This is a genomic window from Rhizobium sp. BK212 (genome assembly GCF_014197475.1).
GTDB lineage: Bacteria > Pseudomonadota > Alphaproteobacteria > Rhizobiales > Rhizobiaceae > Rhizobium > Rhizobium anhuiense.
The window spans coordinates 101,154-116,587 of sequence record NZ_JACIFS010000006.1 but is presented as its reverse complement, the minus strand read 5'-3'; the positions used below and the strand labels follow the sequence as shown (position 1 = coordinate 116,587).

16 protein-coding genes are annotated in these 15,434 nt (G+C 62.3%); 11 read left to right on the top strand and 5 right to left on the bottom strand.

The window, feature by feature from the left end; genetic code table 11:
• Window positions 1-3: 3 nt before the first annotated feature.
• From FHT79_RS19970 to FHT79_RS19960, 3 genes are all read right to left on the bottom strand, one after another.
• Window positions 4-306: an AzlD domain-containing protein gene (locus tag FHT79_RS19970; protein WP_028756953.1), complete on the bottom strand. Its 303-nt coding sequence runs from the start codon at window positions 304-306 to the stop codon at window positions 4-6.
• Complete coding sequence (locus tag FHT79_RS19965) at window positions 303-1,022, bottom strand: AzlC family ABC transporter permease (protein ID WP_097595053.1); 720 nt, start codon at window positions 1,020-1,022, stop codon at window positions 303-305. Before FHT79_RS19965 ends, FHT79_RS19970 begins: the two co-directional genes overlap by 4 nt.
• 67 nt (window positions 1,023-1,089) lie before the next feature.
• Window positions 1,090-1,911 (bottom strand): AraC family transcriptional regulator, encoded by an 822-nt coding sequence (locus FHT79_RS19960; protein ID WP_097595052.1) that lies wholly within the window; start codon window positions 1,909-1,911, stop codon window positions 1,090-1,092.
• A gap of 190 nt (window positions 1,912-2,101) precedes the next feature.
• Between FHT79_RS19960 and alr the strand changes: the two genes are divergently transcribed.
• Window positions 2,102-3,265: an alanine racemase gene (alr, locus tag FHT79_RS19955; RefSeq protein WP_018241436.1), complete on the top strand. Its 1,164-nt coding sequence runs from the start codon at window positions 2,102-2,104 to the stop codon at window positions 3,263-3,265.
• A 10-nt stretch (window positions 3,266-3,275) separates the two neighbouring features.
• Here the strand turns inward: alr and FHT79_RS19950 are convergent, their stop codons facing one another.
• Entirely contained in the window at window positions 3,276-3,911 is a 636-nt protein-coding gene (locus tag FHT79_RS19950; protein WP_018447409.1) for a LysE family translocator, read from the bottom strand.
• A gap of 166 nt (window positions 3,912-4,077) precedes the next feature.
• Here FHT79_RS19950 and radA point away from each other — a divergent pair, with 166 nt between their 5' ends.
• The 4 genes from radA to FHT79_RS19930 all read left to right on the top strand — a co-directional run bounded on the left by radA (window position 4,078) and on the right by FHT79_RS19930 (window position 8,678).
• The gene (gene radA / locus FHT79_RS19945; protein WP_028756957.1) at window positions 4,078-5,478 is read left to right on the top strand and encodes a DNA repair protein RadA; all 1,401 of its coding nucleotides are present in this window, start codon (window positions 4,078-4,080) and stop codon (window positions 5,476-5,478) included.
• 90 nt (window positions 5,479-5,568) lie between these two features.
• Window positions 5,569-6,195, top strand: coding sequence for a CvpA family protein (locus FHT79_RS19940; protein ID WP_028756958.1), 627 nt, complete (start codon window positions 5,569-5,571; stop codon window positions 6,193-6,195).
• Window positions 6,196-6,343: 148 nt separating this feature from the next.
• Complete coding sequence (purF, locus tag FHT79_RS19935; RefSeq protein WP_028756959.1) at window positions 6,344-7,834, top strand: amidophosphoribosyltransferase; 1,491 nt, start codon at window positions 6,344-6,346, stop codon at window positions 7,832-7,834.
• A gap of 103 nt (window positions 7,835-7,937) precedes the next feature.
• Window positions 7,938-8,678 carry an SDR family NAD(P)-dependent oxidoreductase gene (locus FHT79_RS19930; RefSeq protein ID WP_097595051.1) on the top strand — a complete coding sequence of 247 codons (741 nt, stop codon included), beginning with the start codon at window positions 7,938-7,940 and terminating at the stop codon, window positions 8,676-8,678.
• Between the two features lie 25 nt (window positions 8,679-8,703).
• On the opposite strand, the gene FHT79_RS19925 is transcribed toward FHT79_RS19930, so the two are convergent.
• On the bottom strand, window positions 8,704-9,453 hold the full coding sequence (locus FHT79_RS19925; RefSeq protein WP_097595050.1) for a GH25 family lysozyme: 750 nt from the start codon (window positions 9,451-9,453) through the stop codon (window positions 8,704-8,706).
• Window positions 9,454-9,751: 298 nt separating this feature from the next.
• Here FHT79_RS19925 and cysS point away from each other — a divergent pair, with 298 nt between their 5' ends.
• From cysS to cimA, 6 genes are all read left to right on the top strand, one after another.
• The gene (gene cysS / locus FHT79_RS19920; RefSeq protein WP_047616303.1) at window positions 9,752-11,143 is read left to right on the top strand and encodes a cysteine--tRNA ligase; all 1,392 of its coding nucleotides are present in this window, start codon (window positions 9,752-9,754) and stop codon (window positions 11,141-11,143) included.
• Window positions 11,140-11,616 carry a GFA family protein gene (locus tag FHT79_RS19915; RefSeq protein WP_097595049.1) on the top strand — a complete coding sequence of 159 codons (477 nt, stop codon included), beginning with the start codon at window positions 11,140-11,142 and terminating at the stop codon, window positions 11,614-11,616. The genes cysS and FHT79_RS19915 overlap by 4 nt, the downstream gene beginning before the upstream one ends.
• Window positions 11,613-12,101: a GFA family protein gene (locus tag FHT79_RS19910; RefSeq protein ID WP_097595048.1), complete on the top strand. Its 489-nt coding sequence runs from the start codon at window positions 11,613-11,615 to the stop codon at window positions 12,099-12,101. The genes FHT79_RS19915 and FHT79_RS19910 overlap by 4 nt, the downstream gene beginning before the upstream one ends.
• Window positions 12,098-12,574 carry a GFA family protein gene (locus FHT79_RS19905; protein ID WP_028756965.1) on the top strand — a complete coding sequence of 159 codons (477 nt, stop codon included), beginning with the start codon at window positions 12,098-12,100 and terminating at the stop codon, window positions 12,572-12,574. Before FHT79_RS19910 ends, FHT79_RS19905 begins: the two co-directional genes overlap by 4 nt.
• A complete protein-coding gene (pip, locus tag FHT79_RS19900; RefSeq protein ID WP_097595047.1) occupies window positions 12,571-13,530 on the top strand; it encodes a prolyl aminopeptidase in 960 nt (319 codons plus the stop codon). The genes FHT79_RS19905 and pip overlap by 4 nt, the downstream gene beginning before the upstream one ends.
• A 164-nt stretch (window positions 13,531-13,694) precedes the next feature.
• On the top strand, window positions 13,695-15,308 hold the full coding sequence (gene cimA, locus FHT79_RS19895; protein WP_047616297.1) for a citramalate synthase: 1,614 nt from the start codon (window positions 13,695-13,697) through the stop codon (window positions 15,306-15,308).
• Window positions 15,309-15,434: the final 126 nt, after the last annotated feature.

Here is a 15,434-nt window from a genome sequence, read left to right as displayed (position 1 = left end):
CCCCTAGAAACCTGTGGCCCGCAACAAGGCCACCGTCACAACGCCGCCGACGACGCTGGCAAGCATCGGCAGGCGGCGGGCGGCCAGCGCCGTTGCGGCACATGCCAGTGTCTCCGCCCAGCCGGTCGCAAAGGCGGTCGGAGCGATCACGGCCATCAGGACCGCAGGCGGGATCGCCTCAATCGCCGTTTTCCAACGCTCGTCCAGCTGCACGTGACGGATGAGGACGAGACCGCTGATGCGCGTGAAAATCGTCGCGAATGCCATCGCGAGGATGGCAAGCAGGGTATTGATATCAAGCGTCATGCGGCCTGCTCCTGGACCCCACCCTTCCAGAAAGCCATCACCAGTCCGGCCAAAGCGCCGGCTGCGATATACCAGACGCCCGGCACGAAATGATGGACGGCGACGGCTGCAATTCCGCTCGCGGCCAGAATTGCGCCCGTTTCCAGTCCCTTCCAGAAGCCCATGACCAGCACGACAAAGACAGCCGGAAAGGCGAAATCGAGACCGATGACCGCCGGATCGCCCAGAAAGACGCCGAGCAATGCGCCTGCGAGCGAAGAGCCGACCCAGGCGACATAGAAGGGCGCGACGATGCCGGCATACCAGACGGGCGTCAGCCGTGTGCTGCCGGCGCGGAACTCCGCCATGGCCCAGAGTTCGTCAGCGAGAAACAGCATGGCGGCATAGCGCTTGATGGTGGAGAAGGACTGCATCTTCATACCGAGCGACGCGCTCATCAGAACATGGCGGATATTGACCAGCAGTGTTGCGAAGCCGACGCCGACCCAGCTTGCCGGATGCGCCCATATATCCATTGCCACGAACTGCGAGCCGCCGGCGAAGACCAGCGCACTCATCAGCGTCGTTTCCAACACCGAAAGACCCTTGGTGGCCGAAATCGCGCCGAAAACCAGACCGATCGGAGCAACGGCGACGACAAGCGGAAAGATGGCGCGCATTCCGGCAAGAAATTCGCCGGTAAGAAATTCGCTGGATGGCCGGCTTTGCTGCAACATGGCAACCTCCTGATTGAGATCGCGGAGCAGTAGCCCAGCCCGACACAGCCGTATTGAACGAAAGTGATCAGCCAGTACGGAATTGACCGGGTGTTACGCCTGTCCGCGCCTTGAAGTGCCGGGTGAAATGCGCCTGATCGGCAAAACCGCACTCGAGCGCGATATCGGCGGGCATGCGCCCCTGCCGCAGCAGCCTGCGGGCCACCTGCACGCGCCGGTCCGTCAGGAAGGCATGTGGCGTGATGTGGTATTCCTTGCGGAAGGCGCGGATGAGGTGAGCGCGGCTCAACCCTGCCACCCCGGCCAGTTCCTCGAGGCCGACGTCGCTGCCGAAATTCTCGATGAGGTATTCGCGGGCGCGGGCGACGGCGCTTCGCTCCTGCGTATCGACAGGCACGACGACTGTGCTGCCGTGGCGCGCAAAGATCGCCGCCAGCACAGAGAACATGCTTTCATCGGACTCCAATGCACCTGCGCCCCTTTCGAGCGTGCGGTGGGCGGCGTGAAAAGCATTGGCGAGTTGTGGATCGCGTGGAAGCCCGCCGGAAAAAGACGGTGTCGCGTGAAAGGCCTTACACGTCACATCCTCCAGAATATCGATGAATAATTTCATGTCCGGATAAATCATGCGGTAGCGGTAGCCCTCGCCGCCGGGAGCACCGTCATGAATGACGCCCGGATCGATAAGATAAAGGTCGCCCGGGCCGGTTTCCTCCCGCCTGCCGCTCAGCGTGGCGATCTGGCTGCCGCTTTCAATCGCGCCGATGCTGAATGTATCGTGCGCATGCGGCGCATATTCATGAGTGAGGAAGGTGGCGCTCAGACACTCCATGTCGCGGAAGCGGCTGTCCCGCCAAAAGCGGGCCGATTCCACGTTGGCGAGCGGCATAGCCTCCGCCGCCTCTTTCTGGGATACGTTCTGCATGCGGGTAGATTAGCGCCGAAGCCGCCATGCGTCTTGAACAAAAGTGATCGTACAGGCGGCAAAGGATGGTATGTGACCGCCCGCGCTTTCCCTTGGCCACAATGCTCACTAAACTGGGTGAGGTGATTTTCCCTTCATTTCTTCACGGCGATTCATGACAGATTTTCCCATTCCCTTCGACGACGACGATCTTTTCGCTTCCGCAGGCCTGCGGCTGACCGTCGACTTGACCGCGCTTACGGAGAACTGGCGCGATATGGCGCGCCGCTCCGGTGCAGCGCGCGCCTCGGCCGTCGTCAAGGCGGATGCCTATGGCATGGGCATCGAGGATGCCGGCGAAGCGCTCTATATGGCAGGCGCCCGCGACTTCTTCGTCGCGACCGTCGACGAGGGCGTCACCCTTCGCCTCTATGCGCCGGAGGCGCGCATCTTCGTGCTCTCCGGCATCTGGCCGGGCACCGAGCGGCGCTTCTTCGACAATGATCTGGTGCCGGTGATTTCTTCCGACGAGCAACTCGCCTTCTGGATGGCGGTGCTGGCCGATTACGGCGACTACCCCTGCGCGCTGCATGTCGATACCGGTTTCAATCGGCTCGGACTACATATCGACGATGCGATCGCGCTCGTCGACGATGTTTCGCGGCCGGCGAGTTTCGCGCCGGTGCTTGTCATGAGCCATCTCGCCTGCGGCGACGATCCCAGCCATGCGATGAACCGGCGGCAGCTCGAATCATTCCACAGGGTTAGCGCCGCCTATGAAGGCATCGATTCAAGTCTTGCGGCCTCGGCCGGCATCTTTCTCGGCGAGGATTATCACTTCGACCTGACCCGCCCCGGCATTGCGCTTTATGGCGGCGAAGCGGTCTGCGGCATGACGAACCCGATGCGGCCGGTGGCAACCGCGGAAGCGCGCATCATCCAGGTGCGAAATGTCGAGGCCGGCGAGACCGTCAGCTATGGGCGGGCGCTGCAGCTCAACCGCAAAAGCCGGCTGGCGATCGCCTCGGCCGGTTATGCCGACGGCTATATGCGCAGCCAGTCGAGCGGCGGCGTGCCGCTGCGCCAAGCGGTGCCGCAAGGCGGGCAAGGCTTTATCGCCGGACACAAGGTGCCGGTTGCCGGCCGGATCACCATGGACCTGACGATCTTCGATATCACCGACCTGCCTGACAATGCCGTGCGCGCCGGGGATTATGTCGAGCTGTTCGGCAAGAATATGCCAGTCGACGACGTGGCGCGGGCAGCAGGCACGATCGGATACGAGATCCTGACCAGCATGGGGCTCCGCCATGAGCGGCGCTATGTCGCCGAGGAGTAGAGTTCGCCCGTCAACGGCTGCTGAGCGCAAGGCGGACGCCGAGCGCCACGAAAAGCGCGCCGAGGCTGCGATCGAGCCATAGCCCGACTTTCTGATTATGCCTGAGCGCATCGGCAAGGCGCCCGCCGAGAAGGACGAGCGGCGGCTCGATGAAGGCAGCGACGACAATGATGAGCCCGCCATGCAGCAGGAGTTGGGCCCATGCCGGTCCTGCCCCTTCGACGACGAATTGCGGCAGGAAGGCCAGGAAGAAGATCGCCACCTTCGGATTGAGCAGCGACACCAGGATTCCCTGCCGGTAGATCCTTGCGACCGGCATTTCTTCACCGGCAGCCTTTATCAGTCCATTGCCGCCGCCGGCGCGCAACGCCTGGATGCCCAGCCAGACGAGATAGGCGGCGCCGATCCATTTGACCGTCGAGAAGGCAGCGGCGGAAGCGGCAAGCACGGCGGAAAGACCGAGTGCCGCCATCAGCACGTGCAGGCAGGCGCCAGACCAGACGCCGAACAACGCGGAAAAACCGGCACGTTTTCCGCCTCTCATCGTGTGACCGAGGATGAAGGCGATGTCGGGGCCGGGCGAGAGGTTGAGCAAAACCGCAGCCGACAGAAATGCAAGCCAGTGCGCGAGCGAATAATCGAACATCTTCCACCGTTCCGGATAAGCAGAGAACAAAGGATAGGCACGGCGCGCGCTGATGGGGAAATCATTAGTTTTGATCCGTCGCGATAGCCATTATCTCAAGCACGACAATGATTCGATGAAGCGGCGCGTCTGCTTGCCTCGGGAATCCGGACTGAAAGAGTAATCGATGGCGAAGGCCAGGACACAATTCATCTGCCAGAATTGCGGCACGGTTCATAACCGCTGGGCCGGCAAATGCGAAAACTGCGGCGAGTGGAACACCATCGTCGAAGAGGACCCGATGGGCGGGATCGGCTCCGGTCCGGGCAAGACGCCGAAAAAGGGCCGCCCGGTGGCCCTGACGGCGCTATCCGGCGAGATCGAGGAGGCGCCGCGCATCCACACCGCCATGTCGGAGCTCGATCGGGCGCTTGGCGGCGGCTTCGTGCGCGGCTCGGCGGTGCTGATCGGCGGCGATCCCGGCATCGGCAAATCGACGCTACTGATGCAGGCGGCCGCCGCCCTTGCACGGCGCGGCCACAAGATCATCTACGTCTCCGGCGAAGAAGCCGTGGCGCAGGTCCGGCTGCGGGCGCAACGCCTCGCGGCGGCCGATACCGACGTGATGCTGGCCGCCGAAACCAATGTCGAGGATATTCTGGCGACCCTCGCCGAGGGCAAGCGGCCGGACCTCGTCATCATCGATTCCATCCAGACGCTGTGGAGCGAACTGGCCGAATCCGCGCCGGGAACGGTGACGCAGGTGCGCACCGGCGTGCAGGCGATGATCCGTTTCGCCAAGCAGACGGGGGCCGCCATGGTGCTCGTCGGGCATGTGACCAAGGACGGGCAGATCGCCGGCCCGCGCGTCGTCGAGCACATGGTCGATGCCGTGCTCTATTTCGAAGGCGATCGCGGCCATCACTACCGCATCCTGCGCACGGTCAAGAACCGCTTCGGACCGACCGACGAGATCGGCGTCTTCGAAATGTCCGACAAGGGCTTGCGCGAAGTCGCCAACCCCTCGGAACTCTTCCTCGGCGAGCGCAACGAGAAATCGCCGGGCGCTGCCGTCTTTGCCGGCATGGAGGGCACACGTCCGGTGCTCGTCGAGGTGCAGGCGCTGGTGGCGCCGACCTCACTCGGCACGCCGCGGCGCGCCGTGGTCGGCTGGGATTCGGCCAGGCTGTCGATGATCCTGGCCGTGCTCGAAGCCCATTGCGGCGTCCGGCTCGGCCAGCACGACGTCTACCTCAACGTCGCCGGCGGTTACCGCATCACCGAACCGGCCGCCGATCTGGCCGTCGCTTCGGCGCTCGTTTCCTCGCTTGCCGGTATTGCCCTTCCTGCCGATTGCGTCTATTTCGGCGAAGTCAGCCTGTCGGGCGCCATCCGGCCGGTTGCGCACACCGCCCAGCGCCTCAAGGAAGCCGAGAAGCTGGGTTTTTCCGCGGCATTGCTTCCATCCGCCTCCGCCGAATTGCCGAAGGGTTCCGGCGGGCGCTGGAGCGAGGTCGAAAGCCTGCCGGATCTGGTCGCGCGCATCGCCGGGTCGAAGGGGGCGTTGCGTGTGGAAGACGAGGTTTGATCCTTTCATTGCCAAGATTGGTGATGATATAGGAGGCACACGATAAGGCACGACACGGCCGCCAAGCGGCAGTCCTGGAGTTGAATTTACATGCCCATTACGATTTTCGACGGTATTGTCATCGGCGTCGTGCTCTTCTCCGCCGTGCTGGCGATGGTCCGCGGCTTTTCGCGCGAGATCCTCTCGATCGCGAGTTGGGGCGGTTCGGCGGCGGCGGCCTATTACCTCTATCCCTACCTGCTGCCCTATGCGAAGAAATACACCGATGACGACCGCATCGCGATCATCGGTTCGGCAGCGGTCGTCTTCCTGATCGCGCTCATCGTCATCTCCTTCATCACGATGAAGATCGCCGATTTCATCATCGACAGCCGCGTCGGCGCGCTTGATCGCACGCTCGGCTTCCTGTTCGGGGCAGCCCGCGGCGTGCTGCTCCTGGTCGTTGCCGTCGCCTTCTGGAACTGGCTGGTCGATGTCGATCACCGCCCAGCCTGGGTCAACGAAGCCAAATCGAAACCCTTCCTGGATTCGATGGTCGTGAAGCTGAAATCGGCTCTGCCGGAGCAATTTGCCCAGATGATACCGGCGAGCATCCGTGATAAGCTTCAGCCGCAGGCACAAGGCACTGAGGGTACCACGCCGCCGACGGGCGACCAGGCTCCGGCGGAAGACGCACCGAATGCGCCTGCAGACGGCGCACAGCAGCCGGCGAATTGACACAGTGTTCAAGAGCTTGACCCGCCTTAAGGCAATTGCCATTTGAGCGGAATGTGAATGAGGGTGCGGTCGGGCATTCCAGCTCCGCCGGGCTTCCTTTATTTCTGGAAATGCCGATCCATTCTTGTGAGAGCAGAGGCCCGCAGAAATGAACCAGTCCCATGCCATCCCGACCGACGATCCGCTCGACGGAGATACGCTGCATGAAGAATGCGGGGTATTCGGAATTTTGGGACATCCCGATGCCGCAGCGCTCACGGCGCTTGGCCTGCATGCGCTTCAGCATCGCGGACAGGAAGCGGCCGGCATCGTCTCCTTCGACGGCAAGCGCTTTTATCAAGAGCGCCATATGGGCCTCGTCGGCGACCACTATACCAATCCGATGACGCTCGCCCGCCTGCCCGGCAGCATGTCGATCGGCCATACGCGCTACTCGACGACAGGCGAAGTGGCAATGCGCAACGTGCAGCCGCTCTTTGCCGAACTGGAAGAAGGCGGCATCGCCATTGCCCATAACGGCAATTTCACCAACGGGTTGACGCTGCGCCGCCAGATCATCGCCACCGGCGCCATCTGTCAGTCGACCTCTGACACGGAAGTCGTCCTCCACCTCATTGCCCGCTCGCGCCATGCGTCCACATCCGACCGCTTCATCGATGCGATCCGCCAGATGGAAGGCGGCTATTCGATGCTCGCCATGACGCGCACGAAGCTGATTGCCGCCCGTGACCCCACAGGCATCCGCCCGCTCGTGCTGGGCGAACTCGACGGCAAGCCGATCTTCTGCTCGGAAACCTGCGCGCTCGATATCATCGGCGCCAAGTTCATCCGCGACGTGGAAAACGGCGAAGTCGTCATCTGCGAAATCCAGCCCGACGGCTCGATCAGCATCGATGCGCGCAAGCCCAGCAAGCCGCAGCCGGAGCGCCTCTGCCTGTTCGAATATGTCTATTTCGCCCGGCCGGATTCGGTCGTCGGCGGCCGCAACGTCTATACGACGCGCAAGAACATGGGCATGAACCTCGCCAAGGAATCGCCCGTCGATGCCGACGTGATCGTGCCGGTGCCGGATGGCGGCACGCCAGCAGCGCTCGGCTATGCCCAGCAGAGCGGCATTCCCTTCGAATACGGTATCATCCGCAACCATTATGTCGGCCGTACCTTCATCGAGCCGACGCAGCAGATCCGCGCCTTCGGCGTGAAGCTGAAGCATTCGGCCAACCGGGCGATGATCGAAGGCAAGCGAGTGGTGCTGGTGGACGATTCCATCGTGCGCGGCACGACCTCTCTCAAGATCGTCCAGATGATCCGCGAAGCCGGCGCGCGCGAAGTCCATGTCCGCGTCGCAAGCCCGATGATCTTCTTCCCGGATTTCTACGGCATCGACACGCCCGATGCCGAAAAGCTGCTGGCAAACCAGTATGCCGATGTCGAAGCCATGGCCAAATATATCGGTGCGGATTCGCTGGCTTTCCTGTCGATCAACGGGCTTTACCGCGCCGTCGGCGGCGAGGATCGCAATCCGGCCCGGCCGCAATTCACCGATCACTATTTCACCGGTGACTACCCGACCCGCCTACTCGACAAGAACGGCGAGTCGATGGGCAACAAGCTTTCGATGCTTGCCAGCAACGGCTGACCAGTAACGGCTGGCAAGCAACGGCTGACGGGGGCCGGCTTTCCTATCATCCATTCGGAGGGGTTCACCGCACCCCTCTCCCTTCGTCGGGGAATACGACATCATGAACATCAATCTTGAGGGCAAGATCGCACTCGTCACCGGCGCGTCGCGCGGCATCGGCTATTTCACGGCGCTGGAACTGGCCAAAGCCGGCGCCCATGTGATTGCCTGCGCCCGCACGGTCGGCGGGCTCGAGGATCTCGACGATGCGATCAAGGCCGTCGGCGGCACGGCGACGCTCGTGCCCTTCGACCTTGCCGACATGAATGCGATCGATGCGCTCGGCGGCTCGATCTTCGAGCGCTGGGGCAAGCTCGACATCCTCGTCGCCAATGCCGGCGTGCTCGGCGTCATTTCGCCGATCGGCCATATCGAAGCGAAAGTGTTCGAGAAGGTGATGAGCATCAACGTCACCGCGACATGGCGGCTGATCCGCTCGGTCGATCCGCTGCTCGCCCGTTCCGATGCCGGCCGAGCGGTCATCCTGTCTTCAGGCGCTGCCCATAAATGCCGCCCCTTCTGGGGCGCCTATTCTGCTTCCAAGGCCGCCGTCGAGGCGCTGGCGCGCACATGGGCGGGCGAAAGTCAAAGCACACCGCTGCGGATCACCAGCGTCGATCCCGGCGCGACACGCACCGCGATGCGGGCGCAGGCGGTCCCCGGCGAAGATCCGCAGACATTGCCGCATCCATCCGAAGTGGCGAAGGCGATCCTGCCGTTGCTCGGTCCCGGAATAACGGAGACGGGCAAACTGTTTATGGTGCGGGAAAACAAGCTCGTCGATTACCGGCTGCCGGAATAGAAAGACGCGCGGCGCTATAGACGTCTCACTTCGCAGCAACGGCCGGGAACAGATGCGCCAGGCCCGTTTCCGACGGGCATAGGACGTTGAGATCCACCGGTCCCTGAATGCCGTCCAATGTGCCGTTATCGGCAAATTGCCAGATCGACCAACGGCTGCATTCTTCCTGCCTCGGCTCCCTGAACACGCTTCGCAGCCACAGGTAATGATCGGGGAAGCGGGATTCATTGCCTTTCAGATATTGATCGAAGAATTCCTGCGTGACGTAAAAGATAGGCTTTTCGGGAAAGGTGCCTTTCAGTTCGGCGAAGAAGGCGCTCACCTCGGCCGCCATTTCCTCGAGCGTCGGGACTCTGTTGCAATTGCCGACAAACTCCAGATCGACGGCGATGGGCAGGGTTCCCTGCTCCTTCGGCACGGTCGCCAGGACATTCTGCGCCTGATCCCTGCCCGGGCGGCAGAAGGTGAAGAAATGATAAGCGCCCCTGACCACGCCGGCATCTCTGGCGCGCTGCCAGTTGTCGGCGAATTTGGAATCCCGATGATCTCCCCCTTCGGTCGCCTTCATGAAGGCGAAGCGGACATTCGCCTGCGTAGCGACCGCCTTCCAATCGATATCACCCTGGTGATGGCTGACATCGATGCCTTGGATCGGATAGCTGTCGAGAGAGGGATTGTTGAAGCGAAGCATCCCGAAATCGTATGCCAGATATGCCGCGAATGCGACCACCAGAATTGCAGTTGCTCCGATCGTCGATCGAGCCAGTTTCCGCATCCCTTCCCCCCAATTTTCGACAGCTTCTCATCTGGCTATGCGAGATTTGCGCCGCGAAAATGGCAGAATCGGATGGATGGATCCTGTTGCCGCCGATCGCTCTTCGTCCCCCTTGACCGGAAGCGCGAACCGGGCCATAAAACCCGCCATGAAAACGGTTATCTGCATTATCTGCCGGAAGATTATTCGCTAGCGCGAGCGCTGGCCCGGCCGTTTTCGTCTCCCAAATAGTCAAGATGCGAAACGCCCCGGTCCGCCGGTCGCATTATTTTTCTGATCGTGCCTTTGGGAGAGTGGAATGGACGCGACGCCGGAACTGAAGCTGTACAACACGCTGACACGGGAAAAATCGGTGTTTTCGCCGATCGATCCCGACGCTGTCCGCATGTATGTCTGCGGGCCGACCGTCTATGACTTCGCTCATATCGGCAATGCCCGGCCGGTCATCGTCTTCGATGTGCTGTTCCGGCTGCTGCGTCATGTCTACGGCAAAGACCACGTCATTTACGCCCGCAACATCACCGACGTCGACGACAAGATCAATGCGCGCGCACTTCGGGACCACCCGGGCCTGCCGCTCAATGAGGCGATCCGCGCGGTCACCGAAAAGACCGAAACGCAATTTCACGCCGATGTCGCCGAACTCGGCTGCCTGGAGCCGGATTTCGAACCGCGCGCCACCGACAACATCGCCGAGATGATCGAGATCATCGAGAAGCTGATCGGTAACGGCCATGCCTATGTCGCATCGGGCGAAGTGCTGTTCGACACCAAATCCATGGCGGATTACGGTCAGCTTTCGAAGCGCCCGCTCGACGAGCAGCAGGCAGGCGCGCGCATCGCCGTCGACGCGCATAAGAAGAACCCGGGCGATTTCGTGCTCTGGAAACTGTCGAGCCACAACGAGCCCGGCTGGGAGAGCCCGTGGGGCCGCGGCCGGCCTGGATGGCACATCGAATGCTCGGCGATGAGCAAGCGTTATCTCGGCGATGTCTTCGACATTCACGGCGGTGGGCTGGACCTGATCTTCCCGCACCATGAAAACGAGATCGCCCAGTCGCGCTGCGCCCATGGTACCCAAGTGATGGCGAATGTCTGGATGCATAACGGCTTCCTGCAGGTCGAAGGCCGCAAGATGTCGAAATCCGAAGGCAATTTCGTCACTATCCACGAGTTGTTGCACACGGAAACCTTCGGCGGCCGCCAATGGCCGGGCCAGGTGCTGCGCCTTGCCATGCTGATGACGCATTACCGCGAGCCGATCGATTTCTCGATCAAGCGACTGGAAGAGGCCGAACGCCTGCTCGCCAAATGGCCGGCAACAGATGCCGGCGATGCGGCGCCCGATGAAAGCGTACTGAATGCGCTGGCGGACGATCTCAACACGGTGGCGGCGGTGCAGGCATTGCATGCACTGGCGCAGGCCGCCCATACGGATCCCGCCGTGGGCGCCACCTTTGCGGCAACGGCCGACCTTCTGGGCCTGCTGCCGAAAAAGACGGAGATCGACGAAGCCGTCGCATCGGCGATCGATGCGCTGGTCGCCATGCGTCTCGAAATGCTGAAGGCGAAGAACTTCACCGAGGCCGACAAGATCCGCGACGAATTGACGGCAAAGGGTATCCAGCTGAAAGACGGCAAGGATCCGGTGACAGGCGAGCGCGTGACGACGTGGGAGGTCAAGAGATGACCACCTACACCGGCGGCTGCCAATGCGGGGCGATCCGGTTCCGGGTCAGCGGGGAGATCAAGGATTCGTCGATCTGTCATTGCCGCATGTGCCAGAAGGCGTTCGGGGCTTATTATGCGCCGCTGGTCTCGGTGCGCGGCGCCGATTTCGAATGGACCCGCGGAGAGCGGAAAAGATTTCGCTCTTCCAATTTCGTCGAGCGCGGCTTCTGCGGCGATTGCGGCACGCCGCTCACCTACGAAGCGCCGGATGGAATGGCGATTGCCGCGGGCGCCTTCGACGATCCTTCGGCGTTTCCGCCGCTGGTCCAATTCGGCGTCGAGGGCAAGATCGGTTTCGTCGATCATCTGCACGAATTGCCTGGGCACAGGACGGAGGAGGATGTGCAAGCCGCTCCCTTCCTGCTCGAGCTCGTTTCCTACCAGCATCCAGATCATGAGACGCAGGCATGGCCCCCCAAGGAGCTCGAATGACGACGGGAACGGACAAAAGCGGCGGGTGCCAATGCGGGGCGGTGCGTTACCGTGCCAAAGGCGAACTCGGCTATCCCCATCTTTGCCATTGCCGGATGTGTCAGAAGGCGGCCGGCAATTATTTCATGCCGCTGGCCGGCGTGAAGCGCAGCGATTTGACCATGACGCGCGGCGCGCCAAAATGGTTCCAGTCCTCGGATCTGGTGCGGCGCGGTTTCTGCGGCGATTGCGGCACGCCGCTGTTCTACGACATTCCGGGCGAAGACTTCATCAACCTCGCGCTCGGCTCGCTCGACGAGCCCGACGCGGTCAGGCCGGTGGCGCAATCGAATACCGGCCAGAAGATGTCCTGGTTTCATGCGCTGGACGGCCTGCCGCTCGAACCGGAGCCTCAGACGCCCGACCGCGAGAACGCGATCGCGGCGAGCAATCATCAGCACCCCGACCACGACACGAAAAGCTGGCCTTTCGGAGAGACCTCATGACGGACACGATCAAGACAGGCGGATGCCAGTGCGGCGCCGTGCGCTTCCGCATCTCAGGCAAGTTGGGGCGTCCCTCGATCTGCCATTGCCGCATGTGCCAGAAGCAGTTCGGCGGCTTTTTCTCGGCGCTCGTCACCGCGCCCGAGGAAGGCATGGAGTGGACGCGCGGCGAGCCGAGCTACTTCCAGTCCTCGGTCAATATCGATCGCGGCTTCTGCAGCAATTGCGGCACCCCGATGACCTATCGTCATCCGGGTGGACTGGAGCTTGCGATCGGCACCTTCGACGACCGCAGCGACCTCGCACCGCTGATCCAGGTCAACTACGAGGCCCGCCTGCCCTGGGTCGAGGAAATCTTCAAGGCGCCGGTGCTGAAGGATCAGGATTTCTACGCCCGGCAGGAGGCGATCATCTCCTTCCAGCATCCCGATCACGACACAGAAGTCTGGCCCGCGAAAGGCGTGAAGATATGACCGAGATCCTGCGCACGCTCTATCCGGAAATCGAACCCTATGCGTCCGGCCATCTCGATGTCGGCGATGGCCATGTGATCTATTGGGAGCGCTCCGGCACGCCTGGCGCCAAGCCCGCCGTCTTCCTGCATGGCGGCCCGGGCGGCGGTTTTTCGCCTGCACACCGCCGGCTTTTCGATCCCGCGCTCTACGACGTCATGCTGTTCGACCAGCGCGGTTGCGGCAGGTCGACGCCGCATGCGGATCTCAATGCCAACACGACCTGGCACCTCGTCGCCGATATCGAGCGGCTGCGCGAAATGGCCGGCGTCGACAGCTGGCAGGTGTTCGGCGGCTCCTGGGGTTCGACGCTGGCACTCGCCTATGCCGAGACGCATCCGCAGCACGTGTCCGAGCTCATCCTGCGCGGTATCTACACGCTGACTAAGGCCGAGCTCGACTGGTACTATCAATTCGGCGTCTCGGAAATGTTCCCGGATAAGTGGGAGCGCTTCATCGCTCCCATTCCGCCGGAAGAGCGGCATGAGATGATGCATGCCTATCATCGCCGCCTGACGCACGAGGACAGGAAGGTGCGCCTCGAGGCCGCGCAGGCCTGGAGTATCTGGGAAGGCGAAACGATCACGCTGCTGCCCGAACCTTCGACGAGCGGCAAGTTCGAGGAGCCGGAATTCGCCTATGCCTTTGCGCGCATCGAGAACCATTTCTTCGTCAATGCCGGCTGGATGGACGAGGGACAGCTGATCCACGATGCCGGCAGGCTCAAGAATATTCCCGGCGTCATCGTGCATGGCCGCTACGACATGCCCTGCCCGGCCAGGTATGCCTGGCAGTTGCACAAGGCCTGGCCGAAGGCGGAGTTCCATCTGATCGAGGGTGCGGGCCATGCCTATTCGGAGCCCGGGATTCTCGATCGGCTGATCCGGGCGACGGATCAGTTTGCCGGGAAGGCATAAGCCACACCGTGAAGCCCCCCTCACCCTAACCCTCTCCCCGAGGGGAGAGGGGACAAGGCGAACGACGTGGCTACCCTTCTCCCCTCGGAGAGAAGGTGCCCGTAGCGCGGATGAGGGGGCATCCGCACGACAGAAACAACACCCGCTTGGCGGGAGGAAACGACATGAAAGAACGCATCTATCTCTTTGACACGACGCTCCGGGACGGGCAGCAGACGCCCGGCATCGATTTCTCCGTCGAGGATAAGATTGCGATCGCCGCCATGCTGGACGAGTTCGGCCTTGATTATGTCGAGGGCGGATATCCCGGCGCCAATCCGACGGATACTGCCTTCTTCGGCGAGAAGCGCACCAGCCGGGCCAGTTTCGTCGCCTTCGGCATGACGAAACGGGCAGGCATTTCGGTGTCCAACGATCCCGGCATTGCAGGGCTCTTGCAGGCCAAGAGCGACGCCATCTGTTTCGTCGCCAAGAGCTGGGACTATCACGTCGCGGTGGCGCTCGGCTGCACCAATGAAGAAAACCTCGAATGCATCGGCGAAAGCGTCAAAGCGGCGGTCGGCGCCGGCAAGGAGGCGATCGTCGACTGCGAGCATTTCTTCGACGGCTTCAAGGCCAATCCGGCCTATGCGCTCGCCTGCGCCAAGACGGCCTATGAGAGCGGCGCACGCTGGGTCGTGCTCTGCGATACCAATGGCGGCACGCAGCCCCCGGAGGTGCGGGCGATCGTCGAGGCGGTGATCGCCTCGGGTGTTCCCGGCCACTGTCTTGGCATCCATGCACATAACGACACCGGCCAGGCGGTCGCCAATTCGCTTGCCGCAGTCGAAGCCGGCGTCCGGCAGATCCAGGGCACGCTGAACGGCATCGGCGAGCGCTGCGGCAATGCCAATCTGGTGACACTGATCCCGACCTTGGCGCTGAAGAGCGCCTACAATACACGTTTCGAAACGGCGATTGACGAGGAGCGGCTGCTCAACCTCACCCGGCTCTCGCATGCCTTCGACGAGCTGCTCAACCGCTCGCCCGATCACCAGATGCCCTATGTCGGCGCTTCCGCCTTCGCCACCAAGGCCGGCATCCACGCCTCGGCGCTGCTCAAGGATCCGCGCACCTATGAACATGTGCCGCCGGAAAGCGTCGGCAATTTCCGCAAGGTCATGGTGTCGGACCAGGGCGGCAAGGCAAACTTCATCAATGCGTTGAAACGGCGCGGCATCGAGGTCGCCAAGGACGATCCGAAGCTCGACCTGCTGATCTCGATCGTCAAGGAACGCGAGGCGACGGGCTATGCCTATGAGGGCGCGGATGCGAGCTTCGAGCTGCTGGCGCGCCGCACGCTCGGCACGATCCCCGAATTCTTCACCATCGACGGCTTCCGCGTCATGATCGAGCGCCGCTTCGACAGTCTTGGCCGTGTGAAGATCGTCTCGGAAGCGGTGGTCAAGATTACCATCGACGGCCAAACGCTGATGTCGGTTGCCGATGCCGAAGGTCCCGTCAACGCGCTCGACCTCGCGCTGCGCAAGGATTTCGGCAAGTACCAGCACGAGATCGACGATCTGGTGCTCGCCGATTTCAAGGTGCGTATCCTCAATGGCGGCACGGAGGCGATCACCCGCGTGCTGATCGAATCCACCGACAGCGACGGCGTGCGCTGGTGGACGGTCGGCGTCTCGGAGAACATCATCGACGCTTCGTTCCAGGCGCTGATGGATTCAGTCATCTATAAGCTGATGAAGAACCGGCAGCTGGCGGGCAAGATCGCGGCGGAATAAGTCTATTCCGCCGGTTCGGCGACAATACCCATCCAAATACCGTTCGTCCCCTTCGGGAGTCGCCGCAGCCGATGCCGGCCGGCGTCTTGCGCTTCAGATCTTCTCACCCTTCATTCAACGAAATGA